This is a genomic window from Hyphomonas sp. GM-8P (genome assembly GCF_003263315.1).
Classification (GTDB): Bacteria; Pseudomonadota; Alphaproteobacteria; order Caulobacterales; family Hyphomonadaceae; genus Hyphomonas.
The window spans coordinates 1-15173 of record NZ_AWFE01000138.1 but is presented as its reverse complement, the minus strand read 5'-3'; the positions used below and the strand labels follow the sequence as shown (position 1 = coordinate 15173).

The window sequence follows — 15173 nt, the reverse complement described above, 5'->3', positions numbered from 1 at the left end:
CGTTTTGATCCTGCCCTCTCGAGGGAGCTCAGTCAATGCGGATTCGTTCTGACTGAAACTACCTGACGTACAGTCATGACCCCTTGACCAGTTGGCACAAAAATCGCACCCCTCCGGCCAGTTTGAACAGGCAGGATTGAGGGTTTCCCCATGCGCGTTGCAATGATTGGCACAGGCTATGTGGGGCTGGTTTCCGGCGCCTGCTTTGCGGACTTCGGCCATACCGTTACCTGTGTCGACAAGGACGCTTCCAAGATCGAGAAGCTGGAAGCCGGCATCATGCCGATCTACGAGCCAGGCCTCGATGATCTGGTCGCGAAGAATGTCCAGGAAGAGCGGCTGTTCTTCACGACCGACCCGGCGGAAGCCATTCGCGATGCCGATGCGGTGTTCATTGCCGTCGGCACGCCGTCCCGCCGCGGCGACGGCCATGCCGACCTCTCCTATGTTTACGGCGCCGCAGAAGAAATCGCCCAGCTGATGGACGGCTTCACTGTTGTCGTGACCAAGTCGACCGTGCCGGTTGGCACCGGCGACGAGGTGGAAGAAATCATCCGGAAGGCGCGCCCCGATGGCGACTTCGCCGTTGTGTCAAATCCGGAATTCCTGCGCGAAGGCGCTGCCATCAAGGATTTCAAGATTCCGGACCGCGTCGTCGTCGGCACCGAGGACGAGCGCGCCCGCGAGGTGATGAAGGAACTCTACCGTCCGCTGTTCCTGAACGAGACGCCGATCCTGTTCACCGCCCGCCGGACTTCCGAGCTGATCAAGTACGCGGCCAACGCTTTCCTCGCAGTGAAGATCACCTTCATCAACGAGATGGCAGACCTTTGCGAGAAGGTCGGAGCGAACGTGCAGGAAGTGTCCCGTGGCATCGGCCTCGATGGCCGGATCGGCAGGAAATTCCTGAATGCCGGGCCGGGCTATGGCGGTTCCTGCTTCCCGAAGGACACGCTGGCACTGACCAAGACGGCCAACGACTATGACAGCCCGGTGCGTATCGTCGACACGGTTGTCGAGGTGAATGCGGCCCGTAAGAAAGCGATGGCTGGCAAGGTGATTGCGGCCATGGGCGGCGATGTCAACGGGAAGACGATTGGCGTGCTTGGCCTCGCCTTCAAGCAAAACACCGACGACATGCGCGACGCGCCGAGCCTCGATATCCTGCCGGCGCTTCAGGCGGCCGGCGCAACGATCAAGGCCTACGATCCCGAGGCGATGGAAGAAGCCAGCCACCTGCTGAAGGATATCCAGTTCGCGAAGAATGCCTATGAGGCGGCCCAGGATGCCGATGCACTTGTCATCGTGACCGAATGGGACCAGTTCCGGGCCCTTGACCTTGAGCGCATCAAGGCTGCACTGAAGAGCAATGTCGTGGTAGACTTGCGGAACATCTATTCGCCGGAAGACATGGCCGCGAAAGGCTTCGCTTACACCTCCATCGGCCGCCCGGCCGTTTGATCTGCCCCGTCGCTGCACACAAGGACAGGACACATGAAATTCTTTGTAGATACCGCGAATATTGACGATATCGCGGAGCTCGCCGCGACAGGTCTGATTGACGGTGTCACCACGAACCCGTCGCTGGTCGCCAAGTCTGGACGGCCTTTCACTGAAGTGATCAAGGAAATCTGCGACCTGGTCGAAGGCCCGGTCAGTGCCGAAGTGGTCGCCACCGACTATGACGGCATGATCACCGAAGGCCGCAAGCTGGCGGCGATTGCTGAAAACGTCGCCGTGAAACTTCCGCTCACCTGGGACGGCTTGAAAGCCTGCAAGACATTGACCGGCGAAGGCACGATGGTGAACGTCACGCTGTGTTTCTCGGCCAACCAGGCTTTGCTGGCTGCCAAGGCCGGCGCGACCTTTATCTCGCCTTTCATCGGACGCCTCGATGACATCAATCTGGACGGCATGGAACTGATCTCCGACATCCGCCAGATCTATGACAACTACCTGTTCGACACCGAGATCCTGGCAGCCTCGATCCGCACCGCGAACCATGTGAAGGAGTCGGCCCTTGCCGGGGCAGACGTCGCAACCATGCCGCCGAACGTGATCAAGACACTGGCGGCTCATCCGCTGACGGATAAAGGCCTCGCAGCCTTCCTCGCCGACGCTGAAAAGGCTGGCATCAAGGTCTGACCCGCATGACCGAGGCGCAAGGCCCGCAGGGCAGGGTCCTCATTATCGCTGGATCCGATTCCGGCGGGGGGGCCGGCATTCAGGCCGACATCAAGGCCGTCACCATGCTGGGTGGTTATGCCATGACAGCGGTGACGGCGATTACCGTGCAGGACACAACCGGCGTGCACGGCGTATGGCCTTTGCCGCTTCAGGCCGTGACCGACCAGATACGCGTCACGCTGAAAGACATTGGTGCCGACGCGATCAAGACCGGCATGCTCGGCAGTGCAGCGCTGGTCGAAGCGGTCGCCGAATGCCTTTCCGAAAATGCGCAGATGGTGCCGCGTGTGATCGACCCGGTCATGATCGCCACGTCTGGCCACCGGCTGGTCGAAGCGAAGGGCGTTGATGCCATCCGGTCCGAACTTGTGCCCCATGCCCGGTTGGTCACGCCGAACGCGCCGGAAGCCGAAGTGCTGACCGGCAAGGCCGTCGAGACGGTCGATGGCCAGCGCTGGGCTGCAGAACAGCTGCTCGAGCTTGGCGCGAATGGGGCTCTGGTCAAGGGCGGGCATATTCCGGGTAGCAAGATTGTCGATGTGTTGCAGACGACGACCGGCGAATGGATCTTCGAAAGCCCGCGGATCGATACGACGTCCACGCATGGAACCGGGTGCACGCTTGCGTCCGCGATTGCCGCTCTGCTGGGGCAGGGCGCTAGCGTTCCGGAAGCGGTCGAGCAGGGACGCGAATACCTGCTGGGGGCCATCCGGACTGCCAAGGGGTTCGGCAAGGGTGCCGGGCCGGTCCATCATGGCTGGGTGCTGGACGACGAGGAATAGCCGGCCTTAACAATCGATCAGAAATGATCGATTTGCCGCCTTCTGAGAGTGTGGCAAAGGATGCGCCCCGAAACAGGAGGCGCCCATGCCGAAATTGCCTTTCTATCAGGTCGATGCCTTTGCCTCGCGGCCATTCGAGGGAAACCAGGCGTGCGTGATGCCGCTTGAGGACTTCCTTCCCGATGCCGTGCTGCAGACGATTGCGGCAGAGAACAACGTCGCCGAGACGGCCTATCTGGTTCCCAAAGGCGGCAACACCTGGGCGCTACGCTGGTTCACCCCGGCTGTGGAAGTGCCGCTCTGTGGTCATGCCACGCTGGCGAGCGCGCATGTCCTGTTCGAAGAGCAGGGCTTCAAAGGTGAAGCCATTCATTTCGAGACAGTCCATGCCGGCCGCCTGGTCGTGCGCCGGCTGGCGGACGGCCAGCTGGAAATGGATTTCCCGTGCGGTCCGGTGCAGGAAATTCCGGTGACAGATGATGTTGCCGACGCGCTTGGCGCCCGTCCAGTGCAGGCATGGGGCGGCATATTCTATGCGGCGCGGTTCGAAACGCCGGACGATGTCAAAGCCCTCAAGCCAGACCAGAAAGCCCTGAAAGACCTTGGCGTGCCGGGGGAAGGCTGGGACCGCGGTAATTTTGGTTGTTTCGCGACAGGTGGCGATGGTGTGGACGTTACCAGCCGTTTCTTCGCGCCGGGCAGCGGGATCGATGAAGACCCGGCCACCGGCAGCTGGCACACAATGCTCGCCCGCGTGATGCACGAGCATACCGGGAAGACCGAGCTCAAATGCCATCAGGCCTATCCGAGCCGCGGCGCCTTCATCGATACCAAACTGAGCGGTCACCGCGTAAAACTCATCGGCACGTCGGTGACCGTGATCGAAGGCAGCTTCACGCTCTAGACGCGGTTACTCCGCGCCCCAGGGGGCGGGCGGAGCCTCCACCGGGTGGGCCGTGTCGAATTCGATGCGGAAGAATCGGCCGGGGCGTTCCAGTTCGTAGGCGAACAGGCTGTGCGAGGGGCGCACTTCCACGGCCCAGACGTTGTCTTTCGACTGCGGAATGCCGGACGCGTCGAACAGGACTTTCGTCGCCTCGTCCGCCGGGAAGTTCAGGCGGCTGCCGCTGAAGCGGTCGTCGCGCGCACCGCCATAGCCGGTCAGCGTATCGAAGCTGCCGTCTTCGTGGCGATGCTCGTGATGCAGGGCGAGGCGGTCGCCTTCGCGGTGGATCACCCAGACGCGGGAACGGTCTTCGCCGACATGCAGCGGAATACGGATCTCGTCCTTCGTGCAGGAGCGGACATGCATGACAATGCGCTGCGCGCGCCAGGGATCGTCCTGCAGATCATCGCTGACGATCTTGCCTTCGAACGCCCTGCCGCAGAGGGCGGACAGGCGCTGCATGAACTCCGACTCCTGAAGGGTCGGCTGGCTGCAGGCGGTCACCAGTAGCAGCGCGGCGGCGAGAAGACGGGCACGCATCGAGTCTGGCCTAGTGGCGGAAGTGGCGCATGCCGGTGAAGACCATGGCGAGGCCGGCTTCGTCGGCTGCGGCGATCACTTCGTCGTCACGGATCGAGCCGCCCGGCTGGATCACGGCGCTGGCGCCAGCGGAGGCTGCCTGCAGCAGGCCATCCGGGAAGGGGAAGAAGGCGTCGGAGGCTGCGACGCAGCCCTTGGTCTTCGGCTCGGCCCAGCCGGCGACTTCGGCGGCGTCCTCGGCCTTGCGGGCCGCAATGCGGGCAGAATCGATGCGGCTCATCTGGCCAGCGCCGACACCGACCGTCGCGCCGTCTTTGGCATAGACGATGGTGTTGGATTTCACGTGCTTCGCGACGCGCCAGGCGAAGAGCAGGTCGTCCAGCTGCTGGTCGGTCGGGGCGATCTTGGTGACGACTTTCAAGTCTGCCTTCGTGATGCGCCCGAAGTCGCGGTCCTGCATCAGGAATCCGCCTGCGACGGTCTTCACAAACCGGCCGGCAGCGGCGGGGTCGGGCAGACCGTCGGTGATCAGGAGGCGGAGATTTTTCTTCTTGGCGAAGACGGCTTCTGCTGCCGCATCGGCGCCGGGGGCGATGACGACTTCAGTGAAGATCTGGGAGATCTCTTTTGCCGTCTCTTCGTCCAGCGCGCGGTTCAGCGCCACGATCCCGCCAAAGGCAGAGGTCGAGTCGCAGGCGAGCGCCGCGCGGTAGGCTTCGATGATGCTGGACCCTTGCGCGACGCCGCACGGGTTGGCGTGCTTGATGATGGCGACCGCGGGGACGTCTGCGCCGAGCTCACCGATCAGCTCATAGGCGGCGTCGGTGTCGTTGATGTTGTTGTAGGAGAGTTCCTTGCCTTGCAGCTGTTTCGCCGTGGCAATGCCGGGGCGCTTCTCGCCGGTGACATAGAACGCGGCTTTCTGATGTGGATTCTCGCCATAGCGCAGTGATTGCTGCAGCTTGCCACCGATGGCGGCCCAGTCCGGCGCTGTCTCGCCCAGCTGGTCCGCATACCAGCTCGAGATGGCCGCGTCATAGGCGGCGGTGCGGGCATAGGTCTTCGCGGCGAGCTTGCGGCAGAGCGCAACGCTGACTTCACCATCATTCGCGTCCATTTCTTCCAGCACCTTGTCGACATCGCCGCCATCGGTACAGACCGCGACGAAGGCGCCATTCTTGGCCGCCGCGCGCAGCATGGCCGGGCCGCCGATGTCGATGTTCTCAATGCAGGTTTCGAAGTCCGCGCCGGAAGCGACCGTCGCCTCGAACGGGTAGAGATTCACGTAGATCAGGTCGATCGCGCCGATGCCGTGGGTCTCGGCGTCCTTCACGTGGGAGGGGTTGTCGCGCAGGTAGAGCAGGCCGCCATGCACGGCCGGGTGCAGCGTCTTCACGCGGCCATCCATCATTTCCGGGAAGCCGGTCAGGTCCGCGACGTCTTTCACGTCGAGCCCCGCTTCCTTGAGCAGTTTCGACGTGCCTCCGGTGGAGACAAGTTCAACGCCTTTTTCAGCGAGCTTCTTCGCCTGCTCCACAAGGCCGGTCTTGTCGGAAACGGACAGGAGGGCACGGCGAATACGGACGGGAGCTCCGCTGGCGGCGTCGGACATGAGAGGTTCTCCAGGAAGGACAATTTGTTGTCGCGCGGGGTAGCACGGCAGGGCAGGGCGTCAAGCAATGTCCTTGAAGGCTTTTGCAGCCCTTTCCACGCCATACTCCGGTACCATCATGCCCAGCATGCGCAGCGCTTCAGATCGTTCACGGCGGCTGGCAGCCTCAATGAGGACGGAAAGCTGCTTGTCAAACAGTTCCGATGTGGGCGTCCGGCTGACAACGCGCAGGACGCCATCGACATCGGTGCGGACCACGGTCTCGTGCTCGTAGGTCAGCGCTTCATGCATCTTTTCGCCTGCCCGCAGGCCGGTCTGGGTGATTTCAATATCAACGCCGGGAATCAGGCCCTTCAGGCGGATCAGCGTTTCGGCCAGCTGCAGGATGGGCATCGGCTCGCCCATGTCGAGGACGTAAATGTCCGAATGCCCGCCCGTATGCTGCAGGACACCGGCCTGCAGGACGAGGGAAGAGGCTTCCTCCACCGTCATGAAATAGCGGGTCACGCCCATATCTGTGATGGTGACCGGACCGCCATCCGCGATCTGCTTTTCGAACAGCGGCACCACGGATCCCGACGAGCCAAGCACATTGCCGAACCGGACCATGGCGGCCGCCATGCCGGATTCCTCGGCGATGCGGGAAATGGCGATCTCGGCGAGGCGCTTGGTGGCGCCCATGACATTGTCCGGGTCCACGGCCTTGTCGGTCGAGATGAAGACGAAGCTGCTTGCGCCGACGGCTGCAGCGGCCCGGGCACAGTTCACGGCCCCTTCGACATTGGTCAGGATGGCTTCGCAGACATTGCGTTCCATCAATGGCACATGTTTCAGCGCGGCGGCGTGGATCACGACTTCGGGCTGGGCCGTCTGGAAGATGTCGCGTACGCGCTGGGCGTCACGCACATCACCGAGACGCGAACAGATCGCCATGTCTGGGAACTGTTTCGTCAGTTCCATGTCGATGCTGTAGAGATTGAATTCGCAGGAATCGATGATGGTCAGCTGGCTGGGTTTCAGGCCTGCGACCTGGCGGGCAAGTTCGGACCCGATCGTGCCGCCGCCGCCAGTGATCAGGACGCGCGACCCTTCGATCCTGTTGCGGACCGGGGCGATGCTCAGGCGACGCTCAGGCCGGGCCAGAAGGTCCGCCGGGCGCACCTTCTCCAGGAGCTGGGCGGTTTCTTCCCCGGAAAGCGCCATGATCTGCGTGCCGTGCGCAGAGGTCGTTTCCAGGATCTGCATCATGGTCTTGCGGTCACGGGCTGCGCCCGTGACGGCGACCCAGGGCGTATGCCCGTAACGGACCGACAGGACATCGAGCACGTTCGACAATTCATCCAGGCCGCCCATGATCGGCACACCGCGAATGGCCCGGCCGGGATCATTGCCGTCCGTATCGATCAGGCCCAGCAGCCGGAAGTTCTGGGTCTCCGTCGGTGTCTGCAGGCGCCGGATCACGCCGATACAGCTTGGCACGTCGCCGATCAGCAGGATCTGCCGGGCATCCCTCGCGACGGGGCTGAAAATCTGCAGCGGTTTGCGGGTCGAGCGGGAGAGCGCAACCATTCGCCCGGTGAACAGGCCAATCGTCCAGATCAGCAGGGCGGTGAGCAGGATGCCCCAGGGCTGGGACAGCGCGCCGTTGAGCAGGCCGGCTATCGGCAGGTAGATCAGGCCCGACAGCGCGATGGCCTGCATGATCCGAACGGCATCCGGCCAACCGATATGCCGCCACACTTGTGTTTGGATGCGCAGTACGAGGAAACCGGCAGCGACGGCGGCTGTGAAACAGACGGTGCTGAGCAGGGTGGAGCTGACCGGGAATTCCCCGCGCGGTTCCCCGGTCCACCAGAACAGCACATTGGACAGGATCATGGCCGCAGCGGCCGCGCTGAGGTCGAACCCCAGGGTCAGGTACATGGCTCTGCGTGCGGCACGTTGAGGCGTCATGCACTCGGTTCCTTCACAAAGGCCCAGCGGACGCAGTTTGGCGGTTCGGTTCCGTCGCTATTCGGATCCGCAAAGCCAGCGATCACAATTTGCTCGGGGCGTTCAACTACGCCTCGGGCGAGATAGGCCGTCCGTTCGAGTCTTGCCCCTTCATGACTCGTTTTGAAGCGCCATACAGCCCCATTTTCGCATATTAAGCGAATCGCATCTTTTCCCATCACCGCCTCCACGGTTGGGTGCAGATGGAAGCGAATTTCGAAATTTATGAATTTCCGGTCTTCCGCCGGGGCCTGGGAAATCGGCCGTACCAGCGAATCCTCACCCGCAAGGCGCCGTCCGTTACCCGCCATGAACAAGCGCCGCCGGTGCAGCAGGCCGTGGGCCGGCTTGTAGCCGCCGTGCTGGGCATCCAGCCAGATTTCATCCGCCTCTTCGAGCCGTTTGGCCGAAATGCCATCCGGCCCGCTGGCTGACAGGAGGCGCGTCGCCTCGTTCAGCGAAAATGTTGCAGAATCCCGGCCGGACAGAATGAGCGTCGAGTGCGCGCTGGTGCGGCGCACAGCGGCCTGCCAGTCGATGTTCACCTCGGCGCTGAACCCGCAGGAAGTCACGATGCGGGAATTGCTATCTGACAGCTCAAACCCCAGTGCCCCGGCATGGGCCTGGTCGCCGAACGGCAGGCCCGGTGCCTCACCGCAATCAAGCACAAGGCGCAGCCCTTGTTTCTCGAGCTTCTGAAAGCCGGATTTCGGGGCGAAGGTGAAACGCCGCGGCGGCGCGGGCAGGCGGGCGAGCGCCGCTTCGACCACTTCCGGGCGGGACTCATCGCCGTCATTGAACGGGTTCAGTGCGCCGTCACCGGTCTGGAAGAAGGCCAGCATGGCGCCCATCCGCGGGATCCATTTAGCGAAATAGTCGGGCGGCTCGACCCCGGCCCGGTTCAGCAATTCCTCCAGGGCCTGCAATTGCAACAGGCAGAACAGGAGGCGCGAGGGGGCCCGGCTGACATGCCCGCCATCTGGCAGGATCTGCGCGGTGCATTCCGCATCCAGCCGATCGAGGGCAAGGCCCAGGGCCGGCCGGTTGTTGAAACACAGCGCCCCGGCGACCAGTACGATTGCGGCCATCCAGCGGGCCTTCGGGTCGACGGCAGCATCGGATTGGCTCTCAAGGTAGCGCAGCTGGTGCAGCAGGCAGGCAAGGCGCGCCTGACGGGCCGGTTCCGGGCCTTCCTCGAACAGGTCTTCACCACAGCGCAGCCAGTGCCAGAGGCGCGCAGCCGTCGGATCGATACGCCAGGCAAAGCCGTTGAACCCGCCAAACATCTCGATCCAGGAATCGACATGCGCCCGCGCCCGGACCGCGCCTTCTTCGCCCTGCGAGAAAAGGTCCGGCAGCCAGGCAAACCGGTGCAGCCTGTCGGCGACATGTTTGGATGGCATGGGTACCGACCATGGGCTTTGTCCCGGTTCTAGCGTCATGCGCGACATGCCGATTCGCCATACATCGCGCATCAGCGCTTCGCCGCGCAGCGTGTCGGGCGGGACGATATCGGCCAGGTGAAGCGTGAAGCCCTGCGGGACGGGGCCGGTCTGTTTCAGGCGCTGGACGGCGCCGATCTTGGCATCCTCCCCGCCAACGCCCCGGAAGCGCCGCCAGAGCGCAGCATCGTCCGCTCCCGATCGCGGGGCCCGTTCAGCAGCGTATTGGCTGTCTCCACCTGACACGGGACGCGTCCAATCCTGTTAAGCGTGCACGCTGGGTCTCAGGGCTCGGATATTATCGGCATAGGCCGTTGGGCCGCCCTTGAACACGGCAGACCCGGCAACGATGGCCGTGACTCCGGCGGCGATCGCGCGGGGAGAGGTTTCGGCGTTCAGGCCGCCGTCGATTTCGAGAATGATATCGCGCCCGGTCTGGTCGATCATCCGGCGCAGCTGCTCGACCTTGCGCAGCTGGCTTTCGATGAAGGCCTGCCCGCCAAAGCCGGGGTTTACCGACATGACCAGCACAAGGTCGATATCGTCGATGACCGGCTCAATAATGCTGGCCGGCGTGGCCGGGTTGAGCGCGACGCCCGGCTTCATGCCCGTGGCGCGGATCGCCTGCAGCGTCCGGTGCAGGTGCGGGCCTGCCTCCGGATGCACGGTCAGGATGTTGGCGCCCGCCTTGGCAAAGGCGTGGATGAATGGATCCACCGGTGCGATCATCAGGTGCACATCGAACGGCTTCTTCGTATGCGGACGGAGCTTCTCTATCACGGGCGGGCCGAAGGTCAGGTTCGGCACGAAATGGCCGTCCATGACATCGATGTGGATCATGTCGGCGCCAGCATGGTCGATGGCCCGGATTTCCTCACCGAGACAGGCAAAGTCTGCGGAAAGAATCGAAGGTGAAATCAGTACGTCGCGCATAGAGACTCCCTAAATGGGAAACGCCGGGCACACAAGGCGCCCGGCGTTCCGCATCTGCTTCCGATTGAACGGGTTGCGCTTAGTACGCCGCCGCCGGGATCAGCTTCCAGCCGTCGGCACCGGCGATGATATCAACCGGCGTGCCGGGGGCGATGTAGACGTCTGCGCCCTGGATGATTTCCTTGCTCTCGCCGCTGGAGAAGCGGACGATGTAAGCGAAGGCTTTCGACGTGCCGACAGCCTTGCCGGCTTCGTTGCCGACGATGCCGCCGAGGACTGCGCCGCCAATGGCGCCAGCCGTCTGGGCCTTGTCGCCACCGCCAAGCTCAGAACCTGCAAGGCCGCCAAGCACGGCGCCGGTGGCTGTGCCGATGATCGAGCTGTCACGCTTGATAGTCACTTCGCGGACCGAGGTGACGGTGCCGTGATAGACGGTGGACGCCTGGCCGACAGCGCCCGGGCTGGCCGTACCAACGCCGGATGTCGAGGCGCAGCCTGCCAGAGACAGGCTGAGCGCCAGGAAGGCACCGGCGGCCAGCTTGCCGGTCGAGGTGCGGATGGAAGAAACAACGGTCATTTTAGTGCTCCCTGCACAATGTATGGGGACTTTCTGGCATGTATTCGCTGAATGGCAGATGAACCTTCAGCGGCAATTTCAGGGCGTTAGCTTACCTTAGCGTTGCCGGGGTGAGCCGTGACATGAAGAATGCGTCATGTTCGGAATTCGTCGCCGGGAGGGTGACGAGATCGCCTTTCTCGGTAATGCAGGTCTCGAATCCCGGCGCTTCTTCCGGTTTCACGGGCAGGCGGGTGACGAAGCCGTCGGCGATGGCGCGGTCCACGACATCGGCGCCTTCGGCCTTCAGCGGGGTGCAGACGCAGTAGAGGATCGTGCCGCCGGGGCGGACCATCTCTGTGGCTGCTTTCAGTAGCCGGTACTGCACATCCGGGAAGCGGGCGATGTCGTCCGGGCGCTTGATCCAGGCGCCTTCCGGGTGGCGGCGCAGCGTGCCGAGGGCGGAACACGGCGCGTCCAGCAGCAGCAGGTCGGCAGGCGTCTCCGGGCGCCAGGTTTCGGCGTCTGCTGCAATAATTTCAGCAGAAAGCCCGGTACGGGCGAGGTTCTCTTCGAGCCGTTTCAGACGCGGTTTCGACCGGTCGACCGCGACGACGTTCAGGCCCGCCGCGCAGAGTTGCAGCGTCTTGCCGCCGGGGGCCGCGCAGAGGTCAATCGCCGTGACTTCGGACGACTTGCCCATGACCATATCGGACTTGTCCATGATCATGCCGGACTTGGGCGGACTATCCGATGGGCATGCCATGAGCAGTTTTGCGGGGAGAGCGGCGGCCGGGTCCTGCACCCACCAGTCTCCGCTACCATACTCCGCCAGGGTCTCGACCGGCCCGCCCGGCGCACGGACCGAGCCATTGCCCAGCAGCTCCCCGCCGGTCACTTCGGCGACGGCGGCGGCGCTGGTCTTCGCGGTGAGGTAAATGCCGGGTTCACCAAGTTGGGCGGCGGCGAGCGCGGCAGCGCCATCGGCCCCGACGCTTTCCTCGAAGGCCGCAGCCAGCCAGTCCGGCCAGATCGCGGTGAGCGGCAGGGCGTCCAGATCCGGGCGCTCGGCGGCGGCCCGGCGCAGCACGGCATTCAGGAAGGCGCCGCCTGAGCGGGCATCCGGCCAGTCCTTTGCCGCTTCCACGGTTTCGGAGACAGCGGCGTGTTCCGGCACATCCATCCGCCAGAGCTGGACCGCGCCGACGCGGAGCAGTGCTCGGATCGCCGGGCTCGCGGCCTGCAGCGGACGTGAGAGGAGGGGGGCGAGGGCCATGTCGATCCGGCCAAGCTCGCGCAGGGCGGCGGAGGCGATGGCGCGGGCAAAGCCGCGGTCCGGCCCGTCAAGGTCGTTGAAGGGCGGGGACTCGTCCATGGCCTGGTCCAGCGTGCGGCGCTTCTCGAGTGTCAGGAACAGGAGATCGGCGGCTGCCCGCCGCACCAGTGCGCCGCTCATTGGTTCACAGTCTTCCCTTTAGCCCCACGGTCCCGCTTCGCGGCGCATGGCCGGAGAAGCCTGCGGCGCAGTTACGCCCATGTCCGCCGCAAGACGGCGCAGGGCTTCAATCCGGTTAGCCGTTGCCGGGTGGGTTGAGAAGAGATTGTCCGCACCGCGCCCGTTCAGCGGGTTCGCGATGTACATGTGCGCCATGGCCGGGTTGCGCTCGGCGGCGACATTGATCGTGGAGCGCGCGCCGCGTTCGATCTTGGCGAGGGCAGAAGCGAGCCAGAGCGGGTTGCCGCAGATTTCCGCGCCCATCCGGTCGGCTTCGTATTCGCGCGAGCGGGAGATCGCCATCTGCACAAGAGCGGCAGCCAGTGGCGCAAAGATCATGATCGCGATGGAGCCGATCAGTCCCGTGCGCTCGCGCCCGAAGAAGAGGGCGAAGTTCGCCAGCATGCCGATGGCACCGGCAATCGTGGCGGTGACGGTCATGGTCAGCGTGTCGCGGTGTTTTACGTGGGCGAGTTCGTGCGCCATCACGCCGCGCACTTCGTCGCGGTTCAGCATGCCGAGAAGGCCTGTCGTGGCGCAGACGGCCGCATGTTGCGGGTTACGGCCAGTGGCGAAGGCATTCGGCTGGGGCGTTTCGATGATGTAGACGCGCGGCGGCGGCAGGCCGGCACGGTCCGCCATGATGGCAACGTCATTGGCGAAGGTACGCAACATGGGGGAGGCGGTCTTCGGGTCGATCTCTTTTGCGCCCTGCATCGTCAGGACGATCTTGTCGGAATTCCAATAGGAGAAAATATTCATCGCGGCGGCCACGACGAAAGCCACGGCCATGCCGGGCACGCCGCCGATGAGATAGCCGACGCCCATGAAGAGCGCGGTCATCGCCGCGAGAAGGATGAAAGTTTTCAACGTGCCCATCGGGCCTTAACTCCACTCTGTTCTCCGCGTATGTACGCGGTGCGTTAGCACTCCCCAGACGCCACACCTATATGGCGAGCGTTAACGAAAAGAGGAGTCTTCATGGCCAGCGATGACAAAGCTGTAATCCCTGCGCTGACGGACGCGGAAATCGAGCGCCGCAAGGCGCTGCCGGAGGCCGCGCGCCGTGCGCTGGAAGAAGCCGATGCCCGCAAGGCCAAAGAGGCCGCCGATGCGGCCGCCCTGCCGGAAGACGAGCATGGCGGGCCAAGAAGCATCGAGCCGACCCGGTATGGGGATTGGGAACGCAAAGGCATCGCCTACGATTTCTGAACCCTTCAGAGCCCCAGCACTTTCCGTGCAATGATCGTTCGCTGGATTTCGTTCGTGCCGCCATAGATCGACTGTGCACGCCCCGCAAAATAGGTCGCCATGTCGCGCCCCGGCGAGCCGCCCGGTTCGTTCTGGCCGGCCCAGAAACTGAAATGCGGCTGGGCATAGGCGCCCGCCGCATCCACCATCAGTTCGGTGATCTGCTGGTGGGTCGTCGTGGCGAGGATCTTGACCGTCGAGGCCGCATCGCCCGGGGAGCCGCCCTGCGCGGCCGCCGACAGGACGCGGAACACCGTCATCTCAAGCCCATCGACCGCCATCTCCGCTTCGGTCAGGCGGCGGGCAAAGCTTTCATCGTCGATCAGGCGGTCGCCGCCGCCATCCGGCGTGGACATGGCCACGTCGCGGATATGGCGCAGCATGGCGCGCTTGCCGCCGATACGGGCATAGGAGGTGCGCTCGAAGCCGAGCAGGTATTGCGAATAGGTCCAGCCCTTGCCGGCCTCGCCGATCCGGTTCTCCTCCGGCACTTTCACATTCTCGAAGAACACTTCGTTCAGCGCATGCGCCCCGTCGATGGAGATGATCGGCCGCACCGTGACGCCCGGCGCATTGATCGGGCAGCAGATGAAGCTGATACCCTGCTGCTTCTTCTCTTCATGGGATGTGCGTGCCAGCAGGAAGATCCAGTCGGCATGCTGGGCTGCGGACGTCCAGATCTTGTGACCGTTTAGTGTATAGGTGCCGTTTTCCAGAGTTGCGCTGAACTGGAGGGAGGCGAGGTCCGAGCCTGCGCCGCGCTCCGAATAGCCCTGCGCCCAGCCGACGGAGCCGTCTCGGATGCCGGGCAGCCAGCGCGCTTTCTGCTCCTCCGAGCCGAACGTGTAGATCACCGGGCCGACATAGATGACGCCCATGGGCGTGACCGTCGGCACACCGGCGCGTTCAAGCTCTTCGTCGAAAACGTATTGTTCCTCGATCCCCCAGCCGGGGCCGCCATATTCTTCCGGCCAGGCGGTGGCGAGCCAGCCCTTCTTGCCGAGGGCCATTTCCGAGCGGCGCACTTCCGCCGTCGTCAGGGGCAGGCCGGCCTTGTATTTGCGGATGATGTCTTCCGGGAATTCGGTTTCGAACCAGGTCCGCACCTTGGCGCGGAAGGCTTCGATCTCAGGGCTGAAGGCGAGGTCCATCTTTGGCTCCGTAGCGATCACCCCAAAAGCGTAGGGCAGGGCTTGCCCATGACAAGCCCTGCCCCGACGTCGCCTTGTTGGCGAATATTTGCTGGCCTTAAGCGGCCTTCACTTCCTCGATCCACTGGTCGACGCGGCGCTCCAGCAGTTCCAGCGGCATGGCGCCGCCGCCGAGCACGGTGTCGTGGAAGGCGCGGATGTCGAACTTGTCGCCCAGCTCTTCCTCGGCGTGCTTGCGCAGGTCCTGGATCTTGATCATGCCGATCTTGTAGGCCGTCGCCTGGCC

At 63.8% G+C, this 15173-nt stretch carries 15 protein-coding genes; 5 read left to right on the top strand and 10 right to left on the bottom strand.

All coding sequences use genetic code 11. The annotated features are described in order from the left end of the window. The first annotated feature begins 150 nt into the window (after positions 1–150). The 4 genes from HY26_RS18055 to HY26_RS18040 all read left to right on the top strand — a co-directional run bounded on the left by HY26_RS18055 (position 151) and on the right by HY26_RS18040 (position 3873). Positions 151–1461: a UDP-glucose/GDP-mannose dehydrogenase family protein gene (locus tag HY26_RS18055; protein WP_112074280.1), complete on the top strand. Its 1311-nt coding sequence runs from the start codon at positions 151–153 to the stop codon at positions 1459–1461. A gap of 33 nt (positions 1462–1494) precedes the next feature. After that, positions 1495–2145, top strand: a complete 651-nt coding sequence (gene fsa / locus HY26_RS18050) for a fructose-6-phosphate aldolase (RefSeq protein WP_034761176.1) — start codon at positions 1495–1497, stop codon at positions 2143–2145. 5 nt (positions 2146–2150) lie between these two features. Continuing rightward, positions 2151–2969 carry a bifunctional hydroxymethylpyrimidine kinase/phosphomethylpyrimidine kinase gene (gene thiD, locus HY26_RS18045; RefSeq protein ID WP_112074279.1) on the top strand — a complete coding sequence of 273 codons (819 nt, stop codon included), beginning with the start codon at positions 2151–2153 and terminating at the stop codon, positions 2967–2969. Between the two features lie 85 nt (positions 2970–3054). Then, positions 3055–3873, top strand: coding sequence for a PhzF family phenazine biosynthesis protein (locus tag HY26_RS18040; RefSeq protein ID WP_112074278.1), 819 nt, complete (start codon positions 3055–3057; stop codon positions 3871–3873). A 6-nt stretch (positions 3874–3879) separates the two neighbouring features. Here the strand turns inward: HY26_RS18040 and HY26_RS18035 are convergent, their stop codons facing one another. The 8 genes from HY26_RS18035 to htpX form a co-directional block, all read right to left on the bottom strand. Continuing rightward, a complete protein-coding gene (locus HY26_RS18035; protein WP_034761186.1) occupies positions 3880–4455 on the bottom strand; it encodes a hypothetical protein in 576 nt (191 codons plus the stop codon). Between the two features lie 10 nt (positions 4456–4465). Continuing rightward, on the bottom strand, positions 4466–6067 hold the full coding sequence (gene purH / locus HY26_RS18030; RefSeq protein WP_112074277.1) for a bifunctional phosphoribosylaminoimidazolecarboxamide formyltransferase/IMP cyclohydrolase: 1602 nt from the start codon (positions 6065–6067) through the stop codon (positions 4466–4468). Between the two features lie 60 nt (positions 6068–6127). Continuing rightward, entirely contained in the window at positions 6128–8020 is a 1893-nt protein-coding gene (locus HY26_RS18025; RefSeq protein WP_112074276.1) for a polysaccharide biosynthesis protein, read from the bottom strand. After that, the gene (locus tag HY26_RS18020) at positions 8017–9747 is read right to left on the bottom strand and encodes a heparinase II/III family protein (protein ID WP_034761194.1); all 1731 of its coding nucleotides are present in this window, start codon (positions 9745–9747) and stop codon (positions 8017–8019) included. The genes HY26_RS18025 and HY26_RS18020 overlap by 4 nt, the downstream gene beginning before the upstream one ends. Before the next feature lie 18 nt (positions 9748–9765). Next, the gene (rpe, locus tag HY26_RS18015) at positions 9766–10434 is read right to left on the bottom strand and encodes a ribulose-phosphate 3-epimerase (RefSeq protein ID WP_034761198.1); all 669 of its coding nucleotides are present in this window, start codon (positions 10432–10434) and stop codon (positions 9766–9768) included. Positions 10435–10513: 79 nt separating this feature from the next. Then, complete coding sequence (locus tag HY26_RS18010) at positions 10514–11011, bottom strand: glycine zipper 2TM domain-containing protein (RefSeq protein ID WP_034761203.1); 498 nt, start codon at positions 11009–11011, stop codon at positions 10514–10516. A gap of 91 nt (positions 11012–11102) precedes the next feature. Further along, positions 11103–12446 carry an RsmB/NOP family class I SAM-dependent RNA methyltransferase gene (locus HY26_RS18005; protein ID WP_112074275.1) on the bottom strand — a complete coding sequence of 448 codons (1344 nt, stop codon included), beginning with the start codon at positions 12444–12446 and terminating at the stop codon, positions 11103–11105. 18 nt (positions 12447–12464) lie between these two features. Then, positions 12465–13364 (bottom strand): zinc metalloprotease HtpX, encoded by a 900-nt coding sequence (gene htpX, locus HY26_RS18000; protein WP_034761210.1) that lies wholly within the window; start codon positions 13362–13364, stop codon positions 12465–12467. Between the two features lie 102 nt (positions 13365–13466). On the opposite strand from htpX, the gene HY26_RS17995 reads away from it, so the two are divergent. Beyond that, positions 13467–13697, top strand: a complete 231-nt coding sequence (locus tag HY26_RS17995; RefSeq protein ID WP_112074274.1) for a DUF1674 domain-containing protein — start codon at positions 13467–13469, stop codon at positions 13695–13697. Positions 13698–13702: 5 nt separating this feature from the next. Here HY26_RS17995 and HY26_RS17990 read toward each other — a convergent pair whose 3' ends face one another. After that, positions 13703–14887, bottom strand: coding sequence for an acyl-CoA dehydrogenase family protein (locus tag HY26_RS17990; protein ID WP_112074273.1), 1185 nt, complete (start codon positions 14885–14887; stop codon positions 13703–13705). Positions 14888–14984: 97 nt separating this feature from the next. Continuing rightward, the coding region (locus HY26_RS17985; protein WP_146740274.1) for a DUF885 family protein at positions 14985–15173 on the bottom strand (189 nt) is incomplete at its 5' end.